Below are 17475 nucleotides of genomic sequence, written 5' to 3' on the forward strand. Positions count from 1 at the left end.
CCTCACTCCGGCCTTGCTCCCGGGAGGACCGCGCTGCAGGCCCCATCCTGGGGCCCAGCGCTTGACGGGCATCCATGCCCGTCACCTCCCTCCGCAAGACCTCCGTTCGGCCTCCTGAGGTCGCAATTTGTGTTGCCTGAACTACCGCGCACTTAGAAGCAAGATCAAGATCAAGATCAAGATCAAAGGCAAGATCAAAGCCCAGAGCCAGAGCGCGCCGCGCTATGGGTGCGAGGCTATCGCCTTCTCGATCGCAGCCCTGAAAGCCGGATCATCCGGCTTGGTAAGGCTGGAGAAATTACCAATCACCTTGCCCTGCCGATCCACCACATACTTGTAGAAATTCCACTTCGGCGCACTGCTCTGACGCGCCAGTTCAGCGAACAACGGTATCGCATCGTTACCCCGCACCGCCTGCGCCTTGGTCATGGTGAACGTCACACCGTAATTGGCATAACAGACCTTCGCCGTTTTCTCGCTGTCAGCGTCTTCCTGCTTGAAGTCGTTGGACGGCACGCCCAGCATCTCCAGGCCCTGCTCGTGATATTCCTTGTAGGTAGCCTCCAGGCCGTCGAATTGCGGCGCGAAACCGCAATAGCTCGCCGTGTTGACCACCACCAGCGGCTTGCCCGCAAACCGCTGGCACAGGTCGATCTGCTCCTTGCCCTGCAACTTCGGCAAGCTCCCCTGCAACACCGCAGGGCACCCCGCCGCCCAACTCGTGCCCACGGCGAGCACGGTCAGCAACGGCAACATCAGCCATCGAGCACGCATCGTTCCTACCTCCTGCAACACAATCGGTGAACTTGCAGGGTAGCGCTTAACAAATACCCATGCCCAGCGATTGCGGCTGCGCCTGTGAAATCGGGCGCCGCCTGGGCGACGCATCGCGAGCTTTGCTCGCTCCTATCGGGGAGGGGTGACCGCAGGCCTGGTAGGAGCGAGCGCAGCTCGCGATGCGCCGCTCGCGGCGCCCAACCTCAGCAAACCCCCATGCCCAGTTGCATCAACGCCATCCCACCCCGGTGCCAACCCCACCACACCACCGCCAGCAGCAACACCCCGGCCAGGGCCAGCAACCCACGGGCAAGGAAACGGTTCATGCCGGCTTGGCCTGAAGCCGGGCAACAGGGCGTTCGCGCACCGGCCAATTCAACGCCGCCGCCAGCAGGCTGAGCAGGATCGAAATCTGCCATACCAGGTCATAGTTGCCCGTGCGGTCGTACACCACCCCGCCCAACCACCCGCCCAAGAACGCACCCAGCTGGTGGAACAGGAATACGATGCCACCCAGCATCGACAGGTTGCGCACGCCAAACACCGTGGCCACGGTGCCGTTGGTCAGCGGTACGGTAGAAAGCCACAGCAGGCCCATCGCAATACCGAACAGATAAGCGCTGTACTGGCTCACCGGCGCCCACAGGAACAACACGATCACCACCGCGCGCAGCAGGTACAGCGCCGTCAGCAAGCGTGGCTTGGACATGCGCCCACCCAGCCAACCTGCGGTATAGGTGCCAACGATATTGAACAGCCCAACCAACGCCAGCACCGTGGTGCCCGTGGTCGCAGGCAGGTGCTGGTCGACCAGGTAGGCCGGCAAGTGCACCCCAATGAACACCACCTGGAAACCACAGACGAAAAAGCCCAGCGCCAGCAGCCAGAACCCGGAATGCGAACACGCTTCACGCAGCGCCTGGCCCAGCGTCTGCTCGGCCCCATGGCTTGGCAACGGGCGGTCACGCAGCAGGCCAACGAAGGGCACGATCAACGCCACCATCAGCCCCAGCACCACCAAGGCCGCCGACCAACCCAGCCACTCGATCAACCCCAAGGTGCCCGGCAACATGGCGAACTGGCCGAACGAACCCGCGGCACTGGCGATGCCCATGGCCATGCTGCGCTTTTCGGCGGGAACGGCGCGGCCAACCACGCCGAGGATCACCGAGAACGAGGTGCCAGAAAGGCCAATGCCGATCAACAGGCCAGCGCTCAGCGACAACGACCAGGCCGAATCGGCCGTGCTCATCAGCAATAGCCCAGCGGCGTAGAGAATACCGCCAAGGATCACCACCCGCGCCGCGCCCAGGCGGTCGGCCAGGGCACCGGCGAAGGGCTGGGCCAGGCCCCAAATCAGGTTCTGCAGGGCGATGGCGAAGGCGAACACCTCGCGGCCCCAACCGAAATCGGCGCTCATCGGCGCCAGGAAAAGGCCGAAGCCATGCCGAACACCCAAGGACAACGCCAGAATCAGCGCAGCCCCCGCCAATACCCACCCGCTGGTCCGCCACACCGAAGTCATTGTCATTCTCTCCAGCACATCGCAAGGTTACGCGGGTATATACCCGCTTCTAATTGTCGTGAATCAAGCCAACCGCTCCAGCAAGTGCACCAACGCATCGCGTTGCGTTTCGCCCAACTGCCCGACCAGCGCCGACTGCGCCTGCTCCCAGGCCGGAAGGGCCGCCTGCACACGGGCAGCGCCTGCAGCCGTCAGCAGCACCACGCGGTTACGCTGGTCGTCACCCTCGGCCAGGGCCACCAGGCCATCGGCCTCCAGCACCCGCAGGTTGCGGCCAAGCGTGCTGCGCTCCAGCCCCATGGCCTCGGCCAGGGTGGTGATGCTGGGGCGGTCGAGCCGCTGCAAGTGGCGTAGCAGGGAAAACTGCGCGACATTGATGCCGAAACCGGCAAGGGCTTCGTCATAGTGCCGGCTCACCCCACGGGCAGCGCGGCGCAGATGGGTGCAGATGCATTCACTGGTCAACATGATTACGTGTATATACCCGCTTCCAGGTTGTTGCAAGAAGTTTCAGGTGGCCACACCGTGCCGGCCTCTTCGCGGGGCAAGCCCGCTCCTACAGGCCGGAATCGTGGCGCCCTTGTAGGAGCGGGCTTGCCCCGCGAAGAGGCCAGCACAGGTCAAACAGCCAAACCCACCAGCACAGTGAGTTCCAGCAACTCCAGCAATGCCCCCGCCGTGTCCCCGGTCGTGCCGCCCAGGCGCTGGCACATCATCCGCCGCAACCCGCAAAACACCCCCAGCGCCGCCAGCAGCGGCCATACCACCTGCCAGCCACCCAGCACCAGGCACAGCCCTGCGCACGCCAGCAACACCCCGCCAGCCTCACACCGCGGCAGGTGCTCGGCCAACGCCTGCCCCAAGCCGCCCTTGCGCACATAAGGCGTACTCAGGAACAAACCCAACATCGCCGCCCGCCCCACCACCGGCGCCAGCACCAGCAAGGCACCTGCACCCCGCTCCACCAGCACCCACAGGGCACAGAACTTCAGCAGCAGCACCACGACCAGGGTAACCACGGCAATCGGCCCGCTGCGCGGGTCCTTCATAATCAGCAAGGTGCGCTCGCGGTCGCCAAAGCCCCCCAGCCAGGCATCGGCACTGTCGGCCAGCCCGTCCAGGTGCAGCGCCCCGCTGAGCAACACCCACAGCGCCAGCAACAGGGCCGCCTGCAGCGGCGCTGCGGTGCCCTGCAGGCCAAGGCTGGCCAGCCATAGCAGCAGGCCGAACAGCAGCCCTACCAGCGGATAGCACAACAGCGAGCGGCCCATTTCCCGTGGCTCGGGCATGCCCGGCAGGCTAACCGGAAGGCTGCTTAGAAATTGCAGGGCAATCCAGAACGGCAGCATCTCAAGCCTCCTCGCCCAGTACGCCGTCTTCCCCCATCACCAGGCGTACCAACGCGCCGTGGCCGACCTCGACCTGCAGCAACTGCTCCCGGGGCAAACGACGGGCGCGCGCCAGCAGCAGGCGCATCACGCCACCATGGGTGACCAGCAGCACGCGCTTGCCGGCGTGCGCCTGCTGCAAGCGCTCGACCGCGGCAAACACGCGATCGGCAAAGGCACTGACCGGCTCGCCCCCTGGCGGCGTGAAGCGGTAAGGGTCGGCCCAGAACTGCCCTAGGGCCTCGGCCTGGGTTTGCATGATCTGCAAGGCACTGCGGCCTTCCCATTCACCGAAATGCAATTCCTGCAGATCAGCCTCCAGCTGCACGGGCAGCCCCAGCGTCTGGGCGAAGCGTGCACAACGCTGCAACGGCGAGCTGACCAGTACATCCCAGGGGCCGGCAGCGGCCACGGCTTCGTGCATCTGCGCCCAGCCCTTGGCGGTCAGGGCATCGTCGAGGCTGCCACGCAGGCCACCGCCCTGCTCGGTTTCGCCGTGGCGCAGCAGGTCGAGGATCATGCCGGGCGGTCCGCCACGGCGGCCTCGGCAAAGGTCGCCATCTGCCCGTGCAGGGCACAGGCCAGGCGCAGCAGCGGCACGGCCAAGGCGGCGCCGCTGCCCTCGCCCAGGCGCAGGCCCAGGGCCAGCAGCGGCTGGGCCTGCAGCTCAGCCAGCAAGGCCTTGTGCCCAGGCTCCGCACCCTGGTGAGCGAACAGCAGCCAGTCGCGGGACTGGGGGTTCAGGCGCACGGCCAGCAGCGCAGCGACACTGCAGATGAAGCCGTCCACCAACACCGCGATACCCTGCTGGGCGCAGGCCAGGTAGGCCCCGGCCAGGGCGGCGATCTCGAAGCCGCCGACGCAGGCCAAGGCCCGCAACGGGTCATCACGCTCCAGGCCATGCAAGGCCAGCGCACGCTCGATCACCTCAGCCTTGTGGCTAACCCCTGCGCTGTCCAGGCCGGTGCCGGGGCCGCTCAATTCACGTGCCGGGCACTCCAGCAGCGTGCTGGCCAGCGCGGCGGCGGCAGAGGTATTGCCAATGCCCATTTCACCGCCGATGAACAGCTGTGCGCCGGCCGCCGCCGCGCGCAATGCCGCGTCACGGCCAGCCTGCAAGGCAGCCTGCAGTTGCTCATCGGTCATGGCCGGCTCGCGGGCGAAGTTGGCGGTGCCGGCACCCAGGTGCAAGTGGCGTACCCCAGGCAGCGCCAGCGCCAGGTCGATGGTGCCCAGGTCAACCACTTCCAGGCTGGCCTGCAGCTGGCGCGCCAGCACGCTGATTGCCGCGCCGCCACCGACGAAGTTGCGCAGCATCTGCCCGGTCACCGCCTGCGGATAGGCCGAGATGCCCTCCTCCACCACCCCGTGGTCACCGGCGAAAATGGTAATGGCGACACGCTCCAGGCTGGGGCGTTCGCAACCCTGCAGGCCGGCCAGGCGCTCGGCCAGCCCTTCCAGTTGGCCCAGCGAGCCGGCGGGTTTGGTCAGTTGCTGCTGACGGGCGCGGGCCTGGTCCATGGCGGCGAGGTCGAGGGGTTGGCAGGCATCACGCCACCAGGCGATTGTCATAGAGCGGGTCCTTTGAGCATAAGAGGAAGGCCGGCAACGGTCAGCACCACGCGCTGGCAGCGTTCGGCCACGGCCTGGTGCAGCCAGCCGGCCAGGTCGACATAGCGCCGGGTCAGCTCGCCCATGGGCACCACGCCCAGGCCGGTTTCGTTGCTGACCAGAATCACCGTGCCGGGTAACTGCACCAGGCACTCCAGCAGCGCGTCGCGCTCATCGGCCAGGCGCTGGTCATCTTCGAGCATCAGCAAATTGGTCAGCCACAGGGTCAAGCAGTCCACCAGCAGGCATCGGCCAGCGGCGGCTTCGGCGCGCAGCACGCGGGCCAGGGCCAACGGCTCTTCGATCAGGCCCCAGTCAGCCGGGCGACGTTCGCGGTGCAGGCGCACACGGGCGTTCATTTCGCCATCCAGCGGCTGGCTGGTGGCGATATAGGTCACTGGCAGGCCACTGTCACTGGCCAGTTGCTCGGCCAGGCGGCTCTTGCCGGAGCGGGCACCGCCGAGAATCAGGTTGAGCATGTCAGGCGACTCCACACAGGCTGCGCAGGTGCGCGGTGTCCAGGTGTTGCTGCACCAGGTCGGCCAGGCGTTCGATATCCCGTTCGCGCAGCGCCTCGTAGTCGATGGTCAGGGCATCTTCCAAGCCCGCCCAACGCAACAGCGCGGCGCACGACTGGCTGCCTTCGAACAGGCCGTGCAGGTAGGTGGCGAGGATCTGCCCGTCGGCGCTGATGGCACCATCGCTGCGGCCATCGGCCAGCTGTACGGCAGGGTGCTGCAGCGCGGGGCCCGTGGTGACCCCGGCATGGATCTCGTAACCGGCTACCGCCGAGGCTTCGAGGTTCAGGGTGCCGGCGACGTTGCGCAATTGCTTGTCGGCTTCGAGCACCGTGGCATAGTCGAACAACCCCAACCCCGGGCTGGAGCCAGCCGGGCCCTCCAGCCCCAGCGGGTCGTGCACCTCGCTGCCGAGCATCTGCAGGCCACCACAGATACCGATCAGCTTGCCACCGTAACGCAGGTGCCGGGCAATGGCCTGGTCCCAGCCACGGGCGCGCAGTTGCGCCAGGTCACCGCGCACGCTTTTCGAGCCTGGCAGGATAATCAGGTCGGCCGGCGGAATCGGCTGGCCTGGGCCAATGAATTGAAGGTCCACCTGCGGGTGCAGGCGCAACGGGTCGAAGTCGGTGTGGTTGCTGATGCGCGGCAGCACCGGCACGATCACCTTGAGCACGCGCGCATGCTTGCTGCCCTGGCGCCGGTCGATGCCGTCCTCGGCCTCCAGGTGCAGGTCGGTGACGTAGGGCAACACCCCCAGCACCGGCTTGCCGGTGCGTTGCTCCAGCCAGTCAAGGCCTGGCTGCAACAAGGCGATATCACCCCGGAAACGGTTGATGACAAAGCCCTTGACCCGCGCCTGCTCGCTGGGCGACAGCAGTTCCAGGGTACCGACCAGGTGGGCGAACACCCCGCCTCGGTTGATGTCTGCCACCAGGATCACCGGGCAGTCCACCGCCTCGGCAAAACCCATGTTGGCGATGTCACCGGCACGCAGGTTGATCTCGGCCGGCGAGCCTGCGCCTTCGACCATCACCACCGGGTAGGCAGCGCTCAGGCGCTGGTGCGAGGCCAGCACGGCCTGCATGGCGATGGCCTTGTAGTCGTGGTAGGCCACCGCGTTCATGCTGGTGACCGCACGGCCATGGATGATCACTTGCGCGCCGGTGTCGCTGTTGGGCTTGAGCAGCACCGGGTTCATGTCGGTGTGCGGCGCCAGGCGGCAAGCTTGGGCCTGCACGGCCTGGGCACGGCCGATTTCGCCGCCGTCGGCGGTCACGGCGCTGTTGAGCGCCATGTTCTGCGGTTTGAACGGCACCACGCCAACGCCCTGGCGCAGCAGCCAGCGGCACAGGGCGGTGACCAGCGTGCTCTTGCCGGCATCGGAGGTGGTGCCTTGCACCATGAGGGTGGTCATGCCGTTTCCTTCTGATAATCGGCCAGGGCCTGGGCCAGGCGCTGTTCATCGGCGGCGCAGGCGGGCAGGCCCAGGCGCACGGCGGCAGGCTCGGCGAACAGGCGCACGAGGATGCCACGGCGGGCCAGGAAGTCATGCAAGTGGGCGGCGCGGGCGCTGCGCACGTACTGGAACAGGTCGCAGCCGCCGCTGGGCGCCAGTCCGTAGCTGGCCAGCAGGCCGGCCAGGCGCTGGCTGGCCTGGGCACAACGCGCGATCTGCGCCAGGTGCGCGGGCGCGTCGGCAAAGCAGGCCTGGGCCAGCACACGGGTCGGGCCGCTGACGGTCCAGGGCCCCAGCAGTTCGCCCAGGCGCTGCAGCAGTGGCGGCGCTGCCAGGACGCAGCCCAGCCGCACACCGGCCAGGCCAAAGAACTTGCCGAACGAACGCAGCACGATCAGCCCCGGGCGCTCGGCGCAGTCGGCCACACTGTGTTCGGGGGTGTTGTCCATGAAGGCTTCGTCTACCAGCAACCAGCCACCGCGCGCAGCCAGGCGTGCGTGCCAGGCCAGCAGGCGCTCGCGCGAAACCTGCAGGCCGGTGGGGTTGTTCGGGTTGACCAGCACCAGCACATCGAGGTTGTCGAGGGCACCCTCAACCTGGCTTTCATCCAGCTCCACCAGCTGATGCCCGGCACGCTGCCAGGCGTGGGGGTGTTCGGCATAGCAAGGCGACAACACGCCCACTCGCCCGCGTGGGCGCAGCGTGGGCAGGGCCTGGATGGCCGCTTGCGAGCCGGCCACCGGCAACAGGTGCGTGGCACCGTAATAGCGCCGCGCCGCGGCTTCGAGGCCATCTTCGACTTCTGGCAAGCGTGCCCAGGCATCCAGCGGGATAGGCGGTATCGGGTAAGGCCACGGCGCGATGCCGCTGGACAGGTCGAGCCAGTCTTCCCGGGCGATTGCGTATTGCCGCACTGCACGCAGCAGGCGGCCACCGTGCTCAAGCATTCAGGTAGGCTCCCAGGCAGATCAGCAACACCCACAACCACACGCCACGCTGTACCAGGCCCCAGCCACGCTCAATGGCGTCGGCATCGGCCATGGGCCCTTCGCCCAGGCGCGGGCGCTCGTGCAATTCACCGTGGTACACCGCCGGGCCGCCCAGTTCGACGCCCAGCGCACCGGCACCGGCGGCCATCACCGGCCCGGCGTTGGGGCTGTCCCACAGCGGCGCCTGCTTGCGCCAGCAGACCAGGGCCTGGCGGGTTTTTCCAAGCAGCGCGTAGGTCAGCGCCACCAGCCTTGCGGGAATATAGTTCAGCACATCGTCGATGCGGGCGGCGCACCAGCCAAAGCGCTCGAAGCGCTCGTTGCGGTAACCCCACATGGCATCCAGGGTATTGCTCAGGCGGTACAGCACCACCCCCGGCGCACCGGCCACGGCGAACCAGAACAGCGCCGCGAACACCGCATCGCTGCCGTTCTCCAGCACCGATTCGGTGGCCGCACGGGCGACAGCGGGCTCATCCAGCTCGCGGGTTTCCCGGCTGACCAGGTAACCCACACGGCGCCGCGCCTGCTCCAGGTCGCCCTGGCGCAGGGCATTGGCCACCGGCAGCACATGCTCGCCCAGGCTGCGCAGGCCCAGGGCGCAATACAGCGCCAGCACGTCAACCAGCCAGCCCACATAGGGCAGCCATGACAGCACCAGCGCCACCAGGGTCAACGGCACCACGGCAATGAACCAGGCGCTTACGCCATGGCTGCGCCAGCCACGGCCGCCAGGGTTCATGCGCCGCTCCAGGCCGGCTGCGAGGTTACCAAAGCCCACCAACGGGTGGCGCCGGCGCGGCTCACCCAGCAAAGCGTCCAGGGCCATCCCGGCCACGGTCAGCAAGGCCACGCTCATGGGCGTTCTCCCCATTGGTTTTCAAACAGCATCTCGCTCAAGGGCCGCTCCTGCGCCCAGTTTTCCTGCACCAGCATCGGCTGCTGGTAAAACTCGGTGACCGGCCCCAGGCACAGCACCGCCACCGGCTTGGCCCCGGCGGGCATGCCCAGCAAGGCAGCCAGGGCCTGCGGGTCGAACAGCGACACCCAGCCCATGCCCAGGCCCTCGGCGCGTGCGGCCAGCCACAGGTTCTGGATGGCGCAGGCCAGCGAGGCCAGGTCCATTTCCGGCAAGGTGCGGCGGCCGAAGATGTGTGCTTCGCGGTGGTCCATCAGCGCCGCCACCAACACTTCGGCGCAGTCATCGATACCTTCGACCTTGAGCTTCATGAAGGCGTCGGAGCGCTCGCCCAAGGCCTCGGCCGTGCGCACCCGCTCCTCCTCGACCAGCGCCTGAATGCGCCCGCGCAATGCCCGCTGGCTGATGCGAATGAAGCGCCAGGGCTGCATCAGGCCGACGCTGGGCGCCTGGTGCGCCGCCGACAGCAAGCGGCCAAGCAGCTCAGGGGCTACGCTGCCGCCGGCAAAGTGGCGCATGTCGCGGCGCTCGCCAATGGCACGGTAAATCGCGGCGCGCTCGGCGGCGCTGTAGGCGTGTTCGCTCATGGCCGCAACAGCGCCGCCGCTGCGCCTGGGTTGGAAGGGAAATAGAAGTGCACATAGGAGGCCGTCAGCCGGCCCAGGCGGTACACCGCTTCGTTGCCACGCCCGCCGTTGGGGCTCAGGCCACGGGCGATGGGCTCAAGTTCGGTGCTGGTCAGCGAGTGATGGTAGGTGTGCCCGCGCAGGGTGCCTTCCGGTAGCTCCACCGCTTGCAGGGCCAGGGCCGCCAGGCGCTTCTGCATGGTCGCCTCGCCCGGCAGCAAGCCCAGCAGCGCGGCGCGCTCGCCGGCCACATCGGTGAGCGCATCGAGCAGGTACAGCATGCCACCACACTCGGCCAGCAGCGGCTTGCCCTGGGCATGGTGGGCGCGGATCGCTTCGAGCATGGGCGCGTTGGCGGCCAGTGCGTGGTGGTGCAGCTCCGGGTAGCCGCCTGGCAGGTAGAGGCTGTCTACTGCAGGCAGTTCACGGTCGTGCAACGGCGAGAAGAACACCAACTGCGCGCCGAGGCTGCGCAGCAGGTCGAGGTTGGCGCCATAGGTGAAGGCGAACGCCTCGTCCCGTGCCACGCCGATACGCACGCCACTCAAGGCAGCACTGCCCTGCTGCGGCGCAGGTGCAGCAAAGGCTACCGGCGGTGGCAGCGCCGCATCGCAACTGGCGCCCAGCGCTTGGGCCGCGGCGTCCAGGCGGGCATCCAGGTCATTCAGTTCACTGGCCTGAACCAGCCCCAGGTGGCGGCTGGGCAGTTCGATACCACGCTCACGCGACAGCCCGCCATACCAACGCAGGCCCTCGGTCAGGCTGCCTTCGAGCAACTGCGCATGGCGCAGGCTGCCGACCCGGTTGGCCAGCACACCGGCGAACGGCAGGTCGGCCTGGTAGCGCGCCAGCCCCAGGGCCAGGGCGCCAAAGGTCTGGGCCATCGCCGTACCGTCGATCACCGCCAGCACCGGCACACCGAAGTGGCGCGCCAGGTCGGCACTGGACGGGGTGCCGTCGAACAACCCCATCACCCCTTCGATAAGAATCAGGTCGGCGTCGGCTGCCGCTTCCCACAGCAGCCGACGGCTTTCCTCGGCGCCAATCATCCACAGGTCGAGCTGGTACACCGGCGCGCCGCTGGCCCGTTCGAGGATCATCGGATCGAGAAAGTCCGGGCCGCACTTGAACACCCGCACCTTGCGCCCGAGGTTGCGGTGCAGGCGTGCCAGGGCGGCGGTGACGGTGGTCTTGCCCTGGCCGGAGGCAGGTGCTGCGATCAGCACTGCCGGGCAGCTGCGCATTTCACTCACAGCTCAACGCCCTTCTGCGCGCGAATACCGGCCTGGAAGGCGTGCTTGAGCATGCCCATTTCAGTCACGGTATCGGCCAGTTCGATCATTTCGGGCTTGGCCGCGCGGCCGGTGACGATGACGTGCTGCATCGGTGGGCGGGCCTGGATGTCGCTCAGCACCTGGTCCAGGTCGAGGTAGCCGTGCTTGAGGGCGATGTTCAGTTCATCGAGCACCACGAACTGCACGCTTGGGTCTTGCAGCAACTGGCGCGAAACCGCCCAGGCAGCTTCGGCAGCGGCGATGTCGCGCTGGCGGTCCTGGGTTTCCCAGGTGAAGCCTTCGCCCATCACGTGGTAGCGCACCTGCTCGGGGAAGCGGCGGAAGAACAGCTCCTCGCCGGTGCTGTTGCGGCCTTTGATGAACTGCACCACGCCGCAGTGCATGCCGTGGCCCAGGGCGCGGGCGAGCATGCCGAAGGCCGAGCTGCTCTTGCCCTTGCCATTGCCGGTGAGCACCAGCAGCAGGCCGCATTCGTTGGGGGAATTGGCAATGCGCTCGTCGATGATCGCCTTCTTGCGCTGCATGCGCGCCAGGTGGCGTTCGTCGCGTTCGGTGGGTTCGCTCATGAAGGGTTCTCCGCAGGCTGGCGCCGCGTGAACAGCGACGGCAGGTAAAAGGCAGGCAAACGGAGAACGCGCAGGAGCAATGGCACAAGCCACGGTGCACCGCGCATCACCCTCCGTGATGCCGTTGGCAGTTTCAGGCCGGTCTCCGGGCTTGTGAGCGGGCCTTGGCCCGGAGCCTGCGCGCCTTCCCAGGGGTTCACCCAGTGGCTGTGCGCAGCTTCGACTCACCTACCGTTGCGGGGGCAGCGCCGGATTCGCGCCTTGTTGGCGGCCACCGGCTTCCCAGTTTCACCCTGCCCAGTGGGGGCTGGCAGGGCACCTGAAACACGCGCGAAGGTTAGAGGGTTGCACCGGGACCGTCAATCGAACCCCGCCGCCGCGCACTGGCAAAAGTGGCCTGGATCAATGGCCGATCCGTCGGCTTGTGCCACACTGAGCAAGGTGATATCACATGGCCATCATTTTCGGCACGACGCTATCACAACGACAACAGGAGTGCGCCGCATGCAAGGCCAGATCATCAACAACCCACGCCTGGAGTTCCTAAGCCCGGTACTGGAGCGCTGGGTCGACTGCATCGACCGTTTCAACCAGTTCAACGGTGATGCCGAAGCGCCCTACTGGCACGGCATCCAGACCAACACCGGAATGCTCGCCGCCGCTGCCTGGCAGGCCGAGCTGGCCACCCTGCAACAGTTTGCCAGCAACAAGCAGCGCGACGAGGGTGAGCTGGAGGGGCGCTGCGACCTGTCGATCTGCAGCGCCGAGGAGGCGCTGTACCTGAGCGTGAGCCAGCGCTGGCCGAAGGTCGCGCGCCTGGACATGGCCGCAGCCCTGCAGGAAACCACCAGCATCGCCCGGCACATGGCCTACGCCAGCCAGTTGCGCGCCGGTGCGCTGTTCATCACCCCGTGGAAAGTTGGCCAACACGCCAGCCCCGAGGAGCTGCAAGACTTGGTGGAAGACCTGCAGAAGCACAACGCCTGCGCCATCGCCTGGTACTTCCCCTATGCCTACCGCAAGCTGCACAACCAGATGGGCCAGTACTACCCCGGCGTGGCGCTGCTGCTCAAGCAGGCGTGAGCCGGGCAGTGTTTCAGCGGTTCTGCGCCAGATTACCCTGCGGGATCACGCGCTTGGCCTGCAGGTAGGCCTTGGACCAATAGCTGTTGGACAGGTAGTCCAGGCGCACCGTGCCGCCGGTGGAAGGCGCATGCACGAAGCGCCCCTCGCCCACGTAGATGCCCGCATGGCTGACCTGTGAACCACCGCCCGTGGCGAAGAACACCAGGTCGCCGGACTGCAGCGCGTTGATGTCCACGGTTGGCGCGCGCATCACGATCATCTCCCGCGTGGAGCGCGGCAGGCTGATGCCGGCCGCGTCGCGGTACACGTAGCCGATCAGGCCGCTGCAATCAAAGCCCGAGTCCGGGGTGTTGCCGCCCCAGCGGTATGGCGTGCCGACCAGGCCAATCGCGCGGATCAGCACGTCGTCTGCCAGGGGCGAGCCTTCGGGTTGGCTATAGGTAATGCGTGGCTGCACCACGGGGGCCGGCGCCGGGGCACGGCTGGAGCAGGCGGCAAGCAGTGCCACCAGGGAAAGGAATGCGAAGCGCGCCATCATCGCCATGGCCAGAACATCCTGTCTGAGACCGCAGGGCCGCAGCCGAAAAAGAGTTGAGAATTTAGATTAGACGCTTTCTGTAAATGCGCACGGCGGCGAGCTTTTTCAGCTACGCCGCCGTGGCAGGGTACATCATTTTGATATCAGTTGCGCGCGATATTGGTGGTCGGCGCCATGGCCAAGGCGCGCTTGGCTTCGATGAAGGTCTTGCTCCAGTAGCGGTCACCGAGGCTGTCGATGCGCACACCGCCGCTGCGGCGGCTGCTGGAGTGGATGAACTGGTTGTCACCCAGGTAGATGCCGGCATGGCTGACGCGGCCACGGCCATTGGTGCTGAAGAACAGCAGGTCACCCGGCTTGAGCTTGTTGCGGGCTACCTTGGGCGCATCGACGTTGATCATTTCGCGGGTGGAGCGCGGCAGGTTCATGCCGGCCTCTTCGCGGAACAGGTAGCCGATGAAGCCACTGCAGTCGAAACCGGACGCTTCCGAGGTACCACCGAAGCGGTAGCGGGTGCCGATCAGCGACATGCCACGCTCAAGGATGCTGTCGGCCAGCACCGGGAGCTGATAAGGCTTGCTGCTGGAGAAGGCCTCCAGGTCATCTTCGGTGGCCTGTTCTTCTTCGCCGAAAACGGAAGAAGCAGAAGCATGGGCCTTGGTAACCGATTGCGAGGCAACCGGGGTGTGATCCTGAGGCTGGGAAATCGGGCCTTGGGCCGCGCAGCCAAAAAGCAGGGTCACGAGTGCGAGGGGCACGAGGGGTGCGAAGCGCTTCAGCATGGGCACGACCGTGTCTGTAATCCTTTAGAAGGGGGAAACTATGCCCTCTATCACGGCCATTTGCAAATTTTATCGAAAAAGATGTGACTTTTTCGTTTTGCCCCTCAGAGCCCAGTGTTTACGGGCTTTACCAGCCGAGGGTTTCCTTCAGGAACGGGATGGTCAGCTTGCGTTGTGCCTGCAGTGAGGCTTGATCGAGCCGTTCGAGCAGGTCGAACAGCGCGCTCATGCTGCGCGTGCCACGGGTAAGGATGAAATGGCCGACTTCGTCGGTCAGGTGCAGGCCACGGCGCGAGGCGCGCAGCTGCAGGGCGCGCAGCTTGTCTTCATCGGACAGGCCGCGCATCTGAAAGACCAGGGCCAAGGTCAACCGCGACTTGAGGTCGGGCAGCTTGATCGGCAGTTCGCGGGGCGACGCAGAGGCCGCCAGCAGCAGGCGCCGGCCGCTGTCGCGCAGGCGGTTGAAGAGGTGGAACATGGCCTCTTCCCAATCCGCCTTGCCGGCGATCACGTGCAGGTCGTCGATGCACACCAGTTCGTACTGGGCCAGGTAGTCGAGCAGTTCCACGCCGCGGTCGAGCAGTTGCGCCAGCGGCAGGTACACGGCCGGTTCGCCGCGCTGCTGGAAGCGGTGGGTGGCGGCCTGCAACAGGTGGCTGCGGCCAACGCCCTGCTTGCCCCACAGGTAGATGAGGCTCTCGGTCCAGCCGGCATCGGCTTCGCATAGCCGCTCGACATAGCCCAACGCCGCGGCATTGGCGCCCGGATAGTAGTTGATGAAGGTGGCGTCATCGCGCAGGCGCACACCCAGGGGCAACTGGATCGGTGGTTTCATGCTCGCGGGCAGTCGGGACGACCGCAGGGGGCCTTTGGTGAACAATGTGCAAAGTCTATACCCGCATTGCGGGGCGCACAATCACGCAGGCAGATAGCGCAAGGAAAATCAACGAGTTGCGGTGTGTGGCGAGGGGCCTGGGCGTTGAAGATTTCACCTCGGGCCCCTGCTGTCATCAAAGATCCGGGTCAGGATCACCCCCATACATGTCCGATTCCTTATACAGATCGTGCACATGCCGCAGCAGCACCATGATCACCGCCGCCACCGGCAGCGCCAGCAGCACGCCGGTGAAGCCGAACAACTCGCCACCGGCAAGAATGGCGAAGATCACCGCCACCGGGTGCAGGCCGATGCGGTCGCCCACCAGCAACGGGGTCAGCACCATCCCCTCCAGCGCCTGGCCGACCATGAACACCGCCACGATGCCCAGCATCGGGTACAGGTCGCCGCCGAACTGGAACAGCCCCGCCAGCAACGCCGCGCCAATGCCGATGATGAAGCCCATGTACGGCACGATGGCCGCCAGCCCCGCCAGCATGCCGATCAACAGCCCCAGCTCCAGGCCAACCAGCATCAAGCCTGCCGAATAGATGATGCCCAGGGCGACCATCACCAGCAGTTGCCCACGCACGAACGCCCCCAGTACCTCGTGGCACTCGCCCGCCAGGCTCACCACCTGCTCCTCCCGCTGGCGCGGCAGCAGGCTGCGCAGCTTGGCCATCATCAGGTCCCAGTCGCGCAGCAGGTAGAAGCCCACCACGGGGATCAGCACCATGTTCGCCAGCCAGGCGATCAATGCCAGGCTCGACGCGGTCGCCTGGGACAGCACCACGCCGACGATGTCGGTGGTCTGGCCCATGTGCTCGCCGATGGCGGCCTTGATCTTGTCGAACTTCCAGAAGCCATCGGCCAGGCCCAGCTTGTGCTGCACCCAGGGCAAGGCCACGTGCTGCAGCCAGTCGAGGATCTGCGGCGCCAACTCGTACAGGCGCACCAGCTGCTTGGCCAGCATCGGCACCAGCACCAGCAGCAGTGCCATCAGTACCAGGGTGATCAACCCGAACACCACCACCACGCCCCAGGTGCGCGACAGGCCCAGGCGCTCCAGGCGATCGACCAGTGGGTCGGCCATGTAGGCCAGCAGGATGCCCACCAGGAACGGGGTGAGGATGTTGTGCAGGCTATAAAGAAGCACGAGTACCAGCAAACCCGTGCCGATCAAGATCCAGCGGCGCATATCAGTCACCAACGGTACTCCTTACCAGTGAAAACGCAGGCCGTCGAACGGCTTGGCCGCGGCGGGCGGCGGGTTCGTGCCAGGCGTTGTCCCTGGGGCGGCCGGCGCCGGCGTGGCAGGCGCCTGCTCGGCCGGCACTTCCTGCAACTTGGCCAGGCCAAGCTGGGCACGCAACTGCTCAGGGCTGCCGCTGACGGCATAGGTCAGGGTGCCACCCTCGGCCAATTGCAGGTGTGGGCCATAGGGTTCGAGCACGCGGCTGAGTTCGGCATAGCGCTGCAGGTTCATGCCTTGTACCTGCAGTTGTACCTGGCCACTGCTGCCAGGCTTGGTGACGTAGCGTGGCGCCAGGCGGTTGCTCACCGCCAGCATCACCGCATCGGCCAGGGCCGCCTGGTCGGCGCCCTCGGCAGTGCCCTGCTCACGCTGGTTACCCAGCCACAGCTGCCATTTGCCCTGCCACTTGCCATCGGCTTGCTGGGCATGCACAGCCAGCAGGGCATCGGCGCCATAGCGCTCGGCCGCCTCACGCAGGGGCGCGGGGTCGTTGCCTTCGAGCTGCTTGGCATTGGCCACCAGTTGCTCCTGCAGGTCGGCCAACGGCAGGCGCAACGGCAACCCACGGTGCTGCGCGGCGTGGCGCAGCGGTTGGGCACTGGCCTGGCCATCGCCGACCAGGTTACTGCCCTCGGCGCTGTCGTTCAGCCACCAGCTGAGGATTGACGGCCGGTTGCTGCCCCACAGGGCCAGGCCCGCCTTGCGCAGGGCCTGCTCGGTGCTGCCCGGGTCGAACTCGACCAACACCGCCTCTGGCGGCCCAGCTTCGGTGCCGACCTGGTTGACGATACGCTGCGGGTCTTTGCGCAGCTCGGCCAGGGCCGGGTTCTGCGCAGCCTTCGGGTCGCCGGTCAGGCGCAGCACCAGGGTTTCGAAGGCCTTGGCGGTGGCAGCAGTGCGGGCTTCGGCGCCCTGCCCTTCGAGCGGTTGGTGGACCTGGTAGAGCCCGGAGACATTTTCAGCCTGGGCGGTGAGCGAAATCAGGGCCAGGCAACTGGCTGCCAGAATGGTGATTGAACGCATGGGGGATTCCTGTCCTTTTACCGCAATGCCTATACCTTATACACGGGGGCAGCAGGTAACCAGTCGCTAGGGGTGAAAGATAAGGGGGTGGGGGGATGTGTTGGGTCTGACAGGTGTTTGGCTTTACAGGTTCAGTGGCCGGGAGATCGAGCGGCGCCTGGGCGGCGCATCGCGAGCTGCGCTCGCTCCTACACTTATTTCGGGGGGGCAACACGATTTATCCCCATTTTCATGCCCTGCC

20 protein-coding genes and 1 riboswitch are annotated in these 17475 nt (G+C 66.5%); of the genes, 1 reads left to right on the top strand and 19 read right to left on the bottom strand.

The genetic code is table 11. The features are described from left to right. Positions 1 to 222 precede the first annotated feature (222 nt). The 14 genes from F3J44_RS26865 to cobO all read right to left on the bottom strand — a co-directional run bounded on the left by F3J44_RS26865 (position 223) and on the right by cobO (position 11673). The gene (locus F3J44_RS26865; RefSeq protein WP_167068079.1) at positions 223 to 774 is read right to left on the bottom strand and encodes a glutathione peroxidase; all 552 of its coding nucleotides are present in this window, start codon (positions 772 to 774) and stop codon (positions 223 to 225) included. A gap of 206 nt (positions 775 to 980) precedes the next feature. Beyond that, a complete protein-coding gene (locus F3J44_RS30155; protein WP_255432086.1) occupies positions 981 to 1103 on the bottom strand; it encodes a hypothetical protein in 123 nt (40 codons plus the stop codon). Next, positions 1100 to 2302 carry an MFS transporter gene (locus F3J44_RS26870; RefSeq protein WP_167068082.1) on the bottom strand — a complete coding sequence of 401 codons (1203 nt, stop codon included), beginning with the start codon at positions 2300 to 2302 and terminating at the stop codon, positions 1100 to 1102. The genes F3J44_RS30155 and F3J44_RS26870 overlap by 4 nt, the downstream gene beginning before the upstream one ends. 63 nt (positions 2303 to 2365) lie before the next feature. After that, entirely contained in the window at positions 2366 to 2770 is a 405-nt protein-coding gene (locus F3J44_RS26875) for a MarR family winged helix-turn-helix transcriptional regulator (protein WP_167277484.1), read from the bottom strand. 152 nt (positions 2771 to 2922) lie between these two features. Then, positions 2923 to 3651, bottom strand: coding sequence for an adenosylcobinamide-GDP ribazoletransferase (locus tag F3J44_RS26880; protein ID WP_167277485.1), 729 nt, complete (start codon positions 3649 to 3651; stop codon positions 2923 to 2925). Position 3652: 1 nt separating this feature from the next. Continuing rightward, on the bottom strand, positions 3653 to 4210 hold the full coding sequence (gene cobC / locus F3J44_RS26885) for an alpha-ribazole phosphatase family protein (protein WP_167277486.1): 558 nt from the start codon (positions 4208 to 4210) through the stop codon (positions 3653 to 3655). Beyond that, positions 4207 to 5262: a nicotinate-nucleotide--dimethylbenzimidazole phosphoribosyltransferase gene (cobT, locus tag F3J44_RS26890; RefSeq protein ID WP_167069552.1), complete on the bottom strand. Its 1056-nt coding sequence runs from the start codon at positions 5260 to 5262 to the stop codon at positions 4207 to 4209. Before cobT ends, cobC begins: the two co-directional genes overlap by 4 nt. Beyond that, entirely contained in the window at positions 5259 to 5780 is a 522-nt protein-coding gene (gene cobU / locus F3J44_RS26895) for a bifunctional adenosylcobinamide kinase/adenosylcobinamide-phosphate guanylyltransferase (protein WP_167277487.1), read from the bottom strand. Before cobU ends, cobT begins: the two co-directional genes overlap by 4 nt. Position 5781: 1 nt before the next feature. Next, the gene (locus tag F3J44_RS26900) at positions 5782 to 7236 is read right to left on the bottom strand and encodes a cobyric acid synthase (protein ID WP_167277488.1); all 1455 of its coding nucleotides are present in this window, start codon (positions 7234 to 7236) and stop codon (positions 5782 to 5784) included. Then, positions 7233 to 8225: a threonine-phosphate decarboxylase CobD gene (gene cobD, locus F3J44_RS26905; RefSeq protein ID WP_167277489.1), complete on the bottom strand. Its 993-nt coding sequence runs from the start codon at positions 8223 to 8225 to the stop codon at positions 7233 to 7235. The genes F3J44_RS26900 and cobD overlap by 4 nt, the downstream gene beginning before the upstream one ends. Further along, positions 8218 to 9126, bottom strand: coding sequence for an adenosylcobinamide-phosphate synthase CbiB (cbiB, locus tag F3J44_RS26910; protein WP_167277490.1), 909 nt, complete (start codon positions 9124 to 9126; stop codon positions 8218 to 8220). The genes cobD and cbiB overlap by 8 nt, the downstream gene beginning before the upstream one ends. Continuing rightward, positions 9123 to 9773, bottom strand: coding sequence for a 5,6-dimethylbenzimidazole synthase (gene bluB / locus F3J44_RS26915; protein WP_167069542.1), 651 nt, complete (start codon positions 9771 to 9773; stop codon positions 9123 to 9125). The genes cbiB and bluB overlap by 4 nt, the downstream gene beginning before the upstream one ends. Beyond that, positions 9770 to 11056 carry a cobyrinate a,c-diamide synthase gene (locus tag F3J44_RS26920; RefSeq protein ID WP_240158551.1) on the bottom strand — a complete coding sequence of 429 codons (1287 nt, stop codon included), beginning with the start codon at positions 11054 to 11056 and terminating at the stop codon, positions 9770 to 9772. The genes bluB and F3J44_RS26920 overlap by 4 nt, the downstream gene beginning before the upstream one ends. Before the next feature lie 5 nt (positions 11057 to 11061). After that, complete coding sequence (gene cobO, locus F3J44_RS26925; RefSeq protein WP_167069538.1) at positions 11062 to 11673, bottom strand: cob(I)yrinic acid a,c-diamide adenosyltransferase; 612 nt, start codon at positions 11671 to 11673, stop codon at positions 11062 to 11064. A gap of 118 nt (positions 11674 to 11791) precedes the next feature. Then, positions 11792 to 12011: riboswitch (cobalamin riboswitch) on the bottom strand. A 166-nt stretch (positions 12012 to 12177) separates the two neighbouring features. On the opposite strand from cobO, the gene F3J44_RS26930 reads away from it, so the two are divergent. Further along, complete coding sequence (locus tag F3J44_RS26930; RefSeq protein ID WP_167069536.1) at positions 12178 to 12756, top strand: hypothetical protein; 579 nt, start codon at positions 12178 to 12180, stop codon at positions 12754 to 12756. A gap of 13 nt (positions 12757 to 12769) precedes the next feature. Here F3J44_RS26930 and F3J44_RS26935 read toward each other — a convergent pair whose 3' ends face one another. From F3J44_RS26935 to F3J44_RS26955, 5 genes are all read right to left on the bottom strand, one after another. Continuing rightward, positions 12770 to 13303 carry a C40 family peptidase gene (locus F3J44_RS26935; RefSeq protein WP_167069534.1) on the bottom strand — a complete coding sequence of 178 codons (534 nt, stop codon included), beginning with the start codon at positions 13301 to 13303 and terminating at the stop codon, positions 12770 to 12772. Between the two features lie 137 nt (positions 13304 to 13440). After that, positions 13441 to 14040: a C40 family peptidase gene (locus F3J44_RS26940; RefSeq protein WP_205300208.1), complete on the bottom strand. Its 600-nt coding sequence runs from the start codon at positions 14038 to 14040 to the stop codon at positions 13441 to 13443. Between the two features lie 166 nt (positions 14041 to 14206). Next, a complete protein-coding gene (hda, locus tag F3J44_RS26945; RefSeq protein WP_008092169.1) occupies positions 14207 to 14914 on the bottom strand; it encodes a DnaA regulatory inactivator Hda in 708 nt (235 codons plus the stop codon). 175 nt (positions 14915 to 15089) lie between these two features. Next, positions 15090 to 16154, bottom strand: a complete 1065-nt coding sequence (locus F3J44_RS26950) for an AI-2E family transporter (protein WP_240158553.1) — start codon at positions 16152 to 16154, stop codon at positions 15090 to 15092. A gap of 21 nt (positions 16155 to 16175) precedes the next feature. Then, positions 16176 to 17234 (bottom strand): DUF2066 domain-containing protein, encoded by a 1059-nt coding sequence (locus F3J44_RS26955; RefSeq protein ID WP_167277493.1) that lies wholly within the window; start codon positions 17232 to 17234, stop codon positions 16176 to 16178. Positions 17235 to 17475 lie beyond the last annotated feature (241 nt).

Origin of the sequence: Pantoea sp. Tr-811 (genome assembly GCF_011752535.1) — a bacterium.
Lineage (GTDB): Bacteria > Pseudomonadota > Gammaproteobacteria > Pseudomonadales > Pseudomonadaceae > Aquipseudomonas.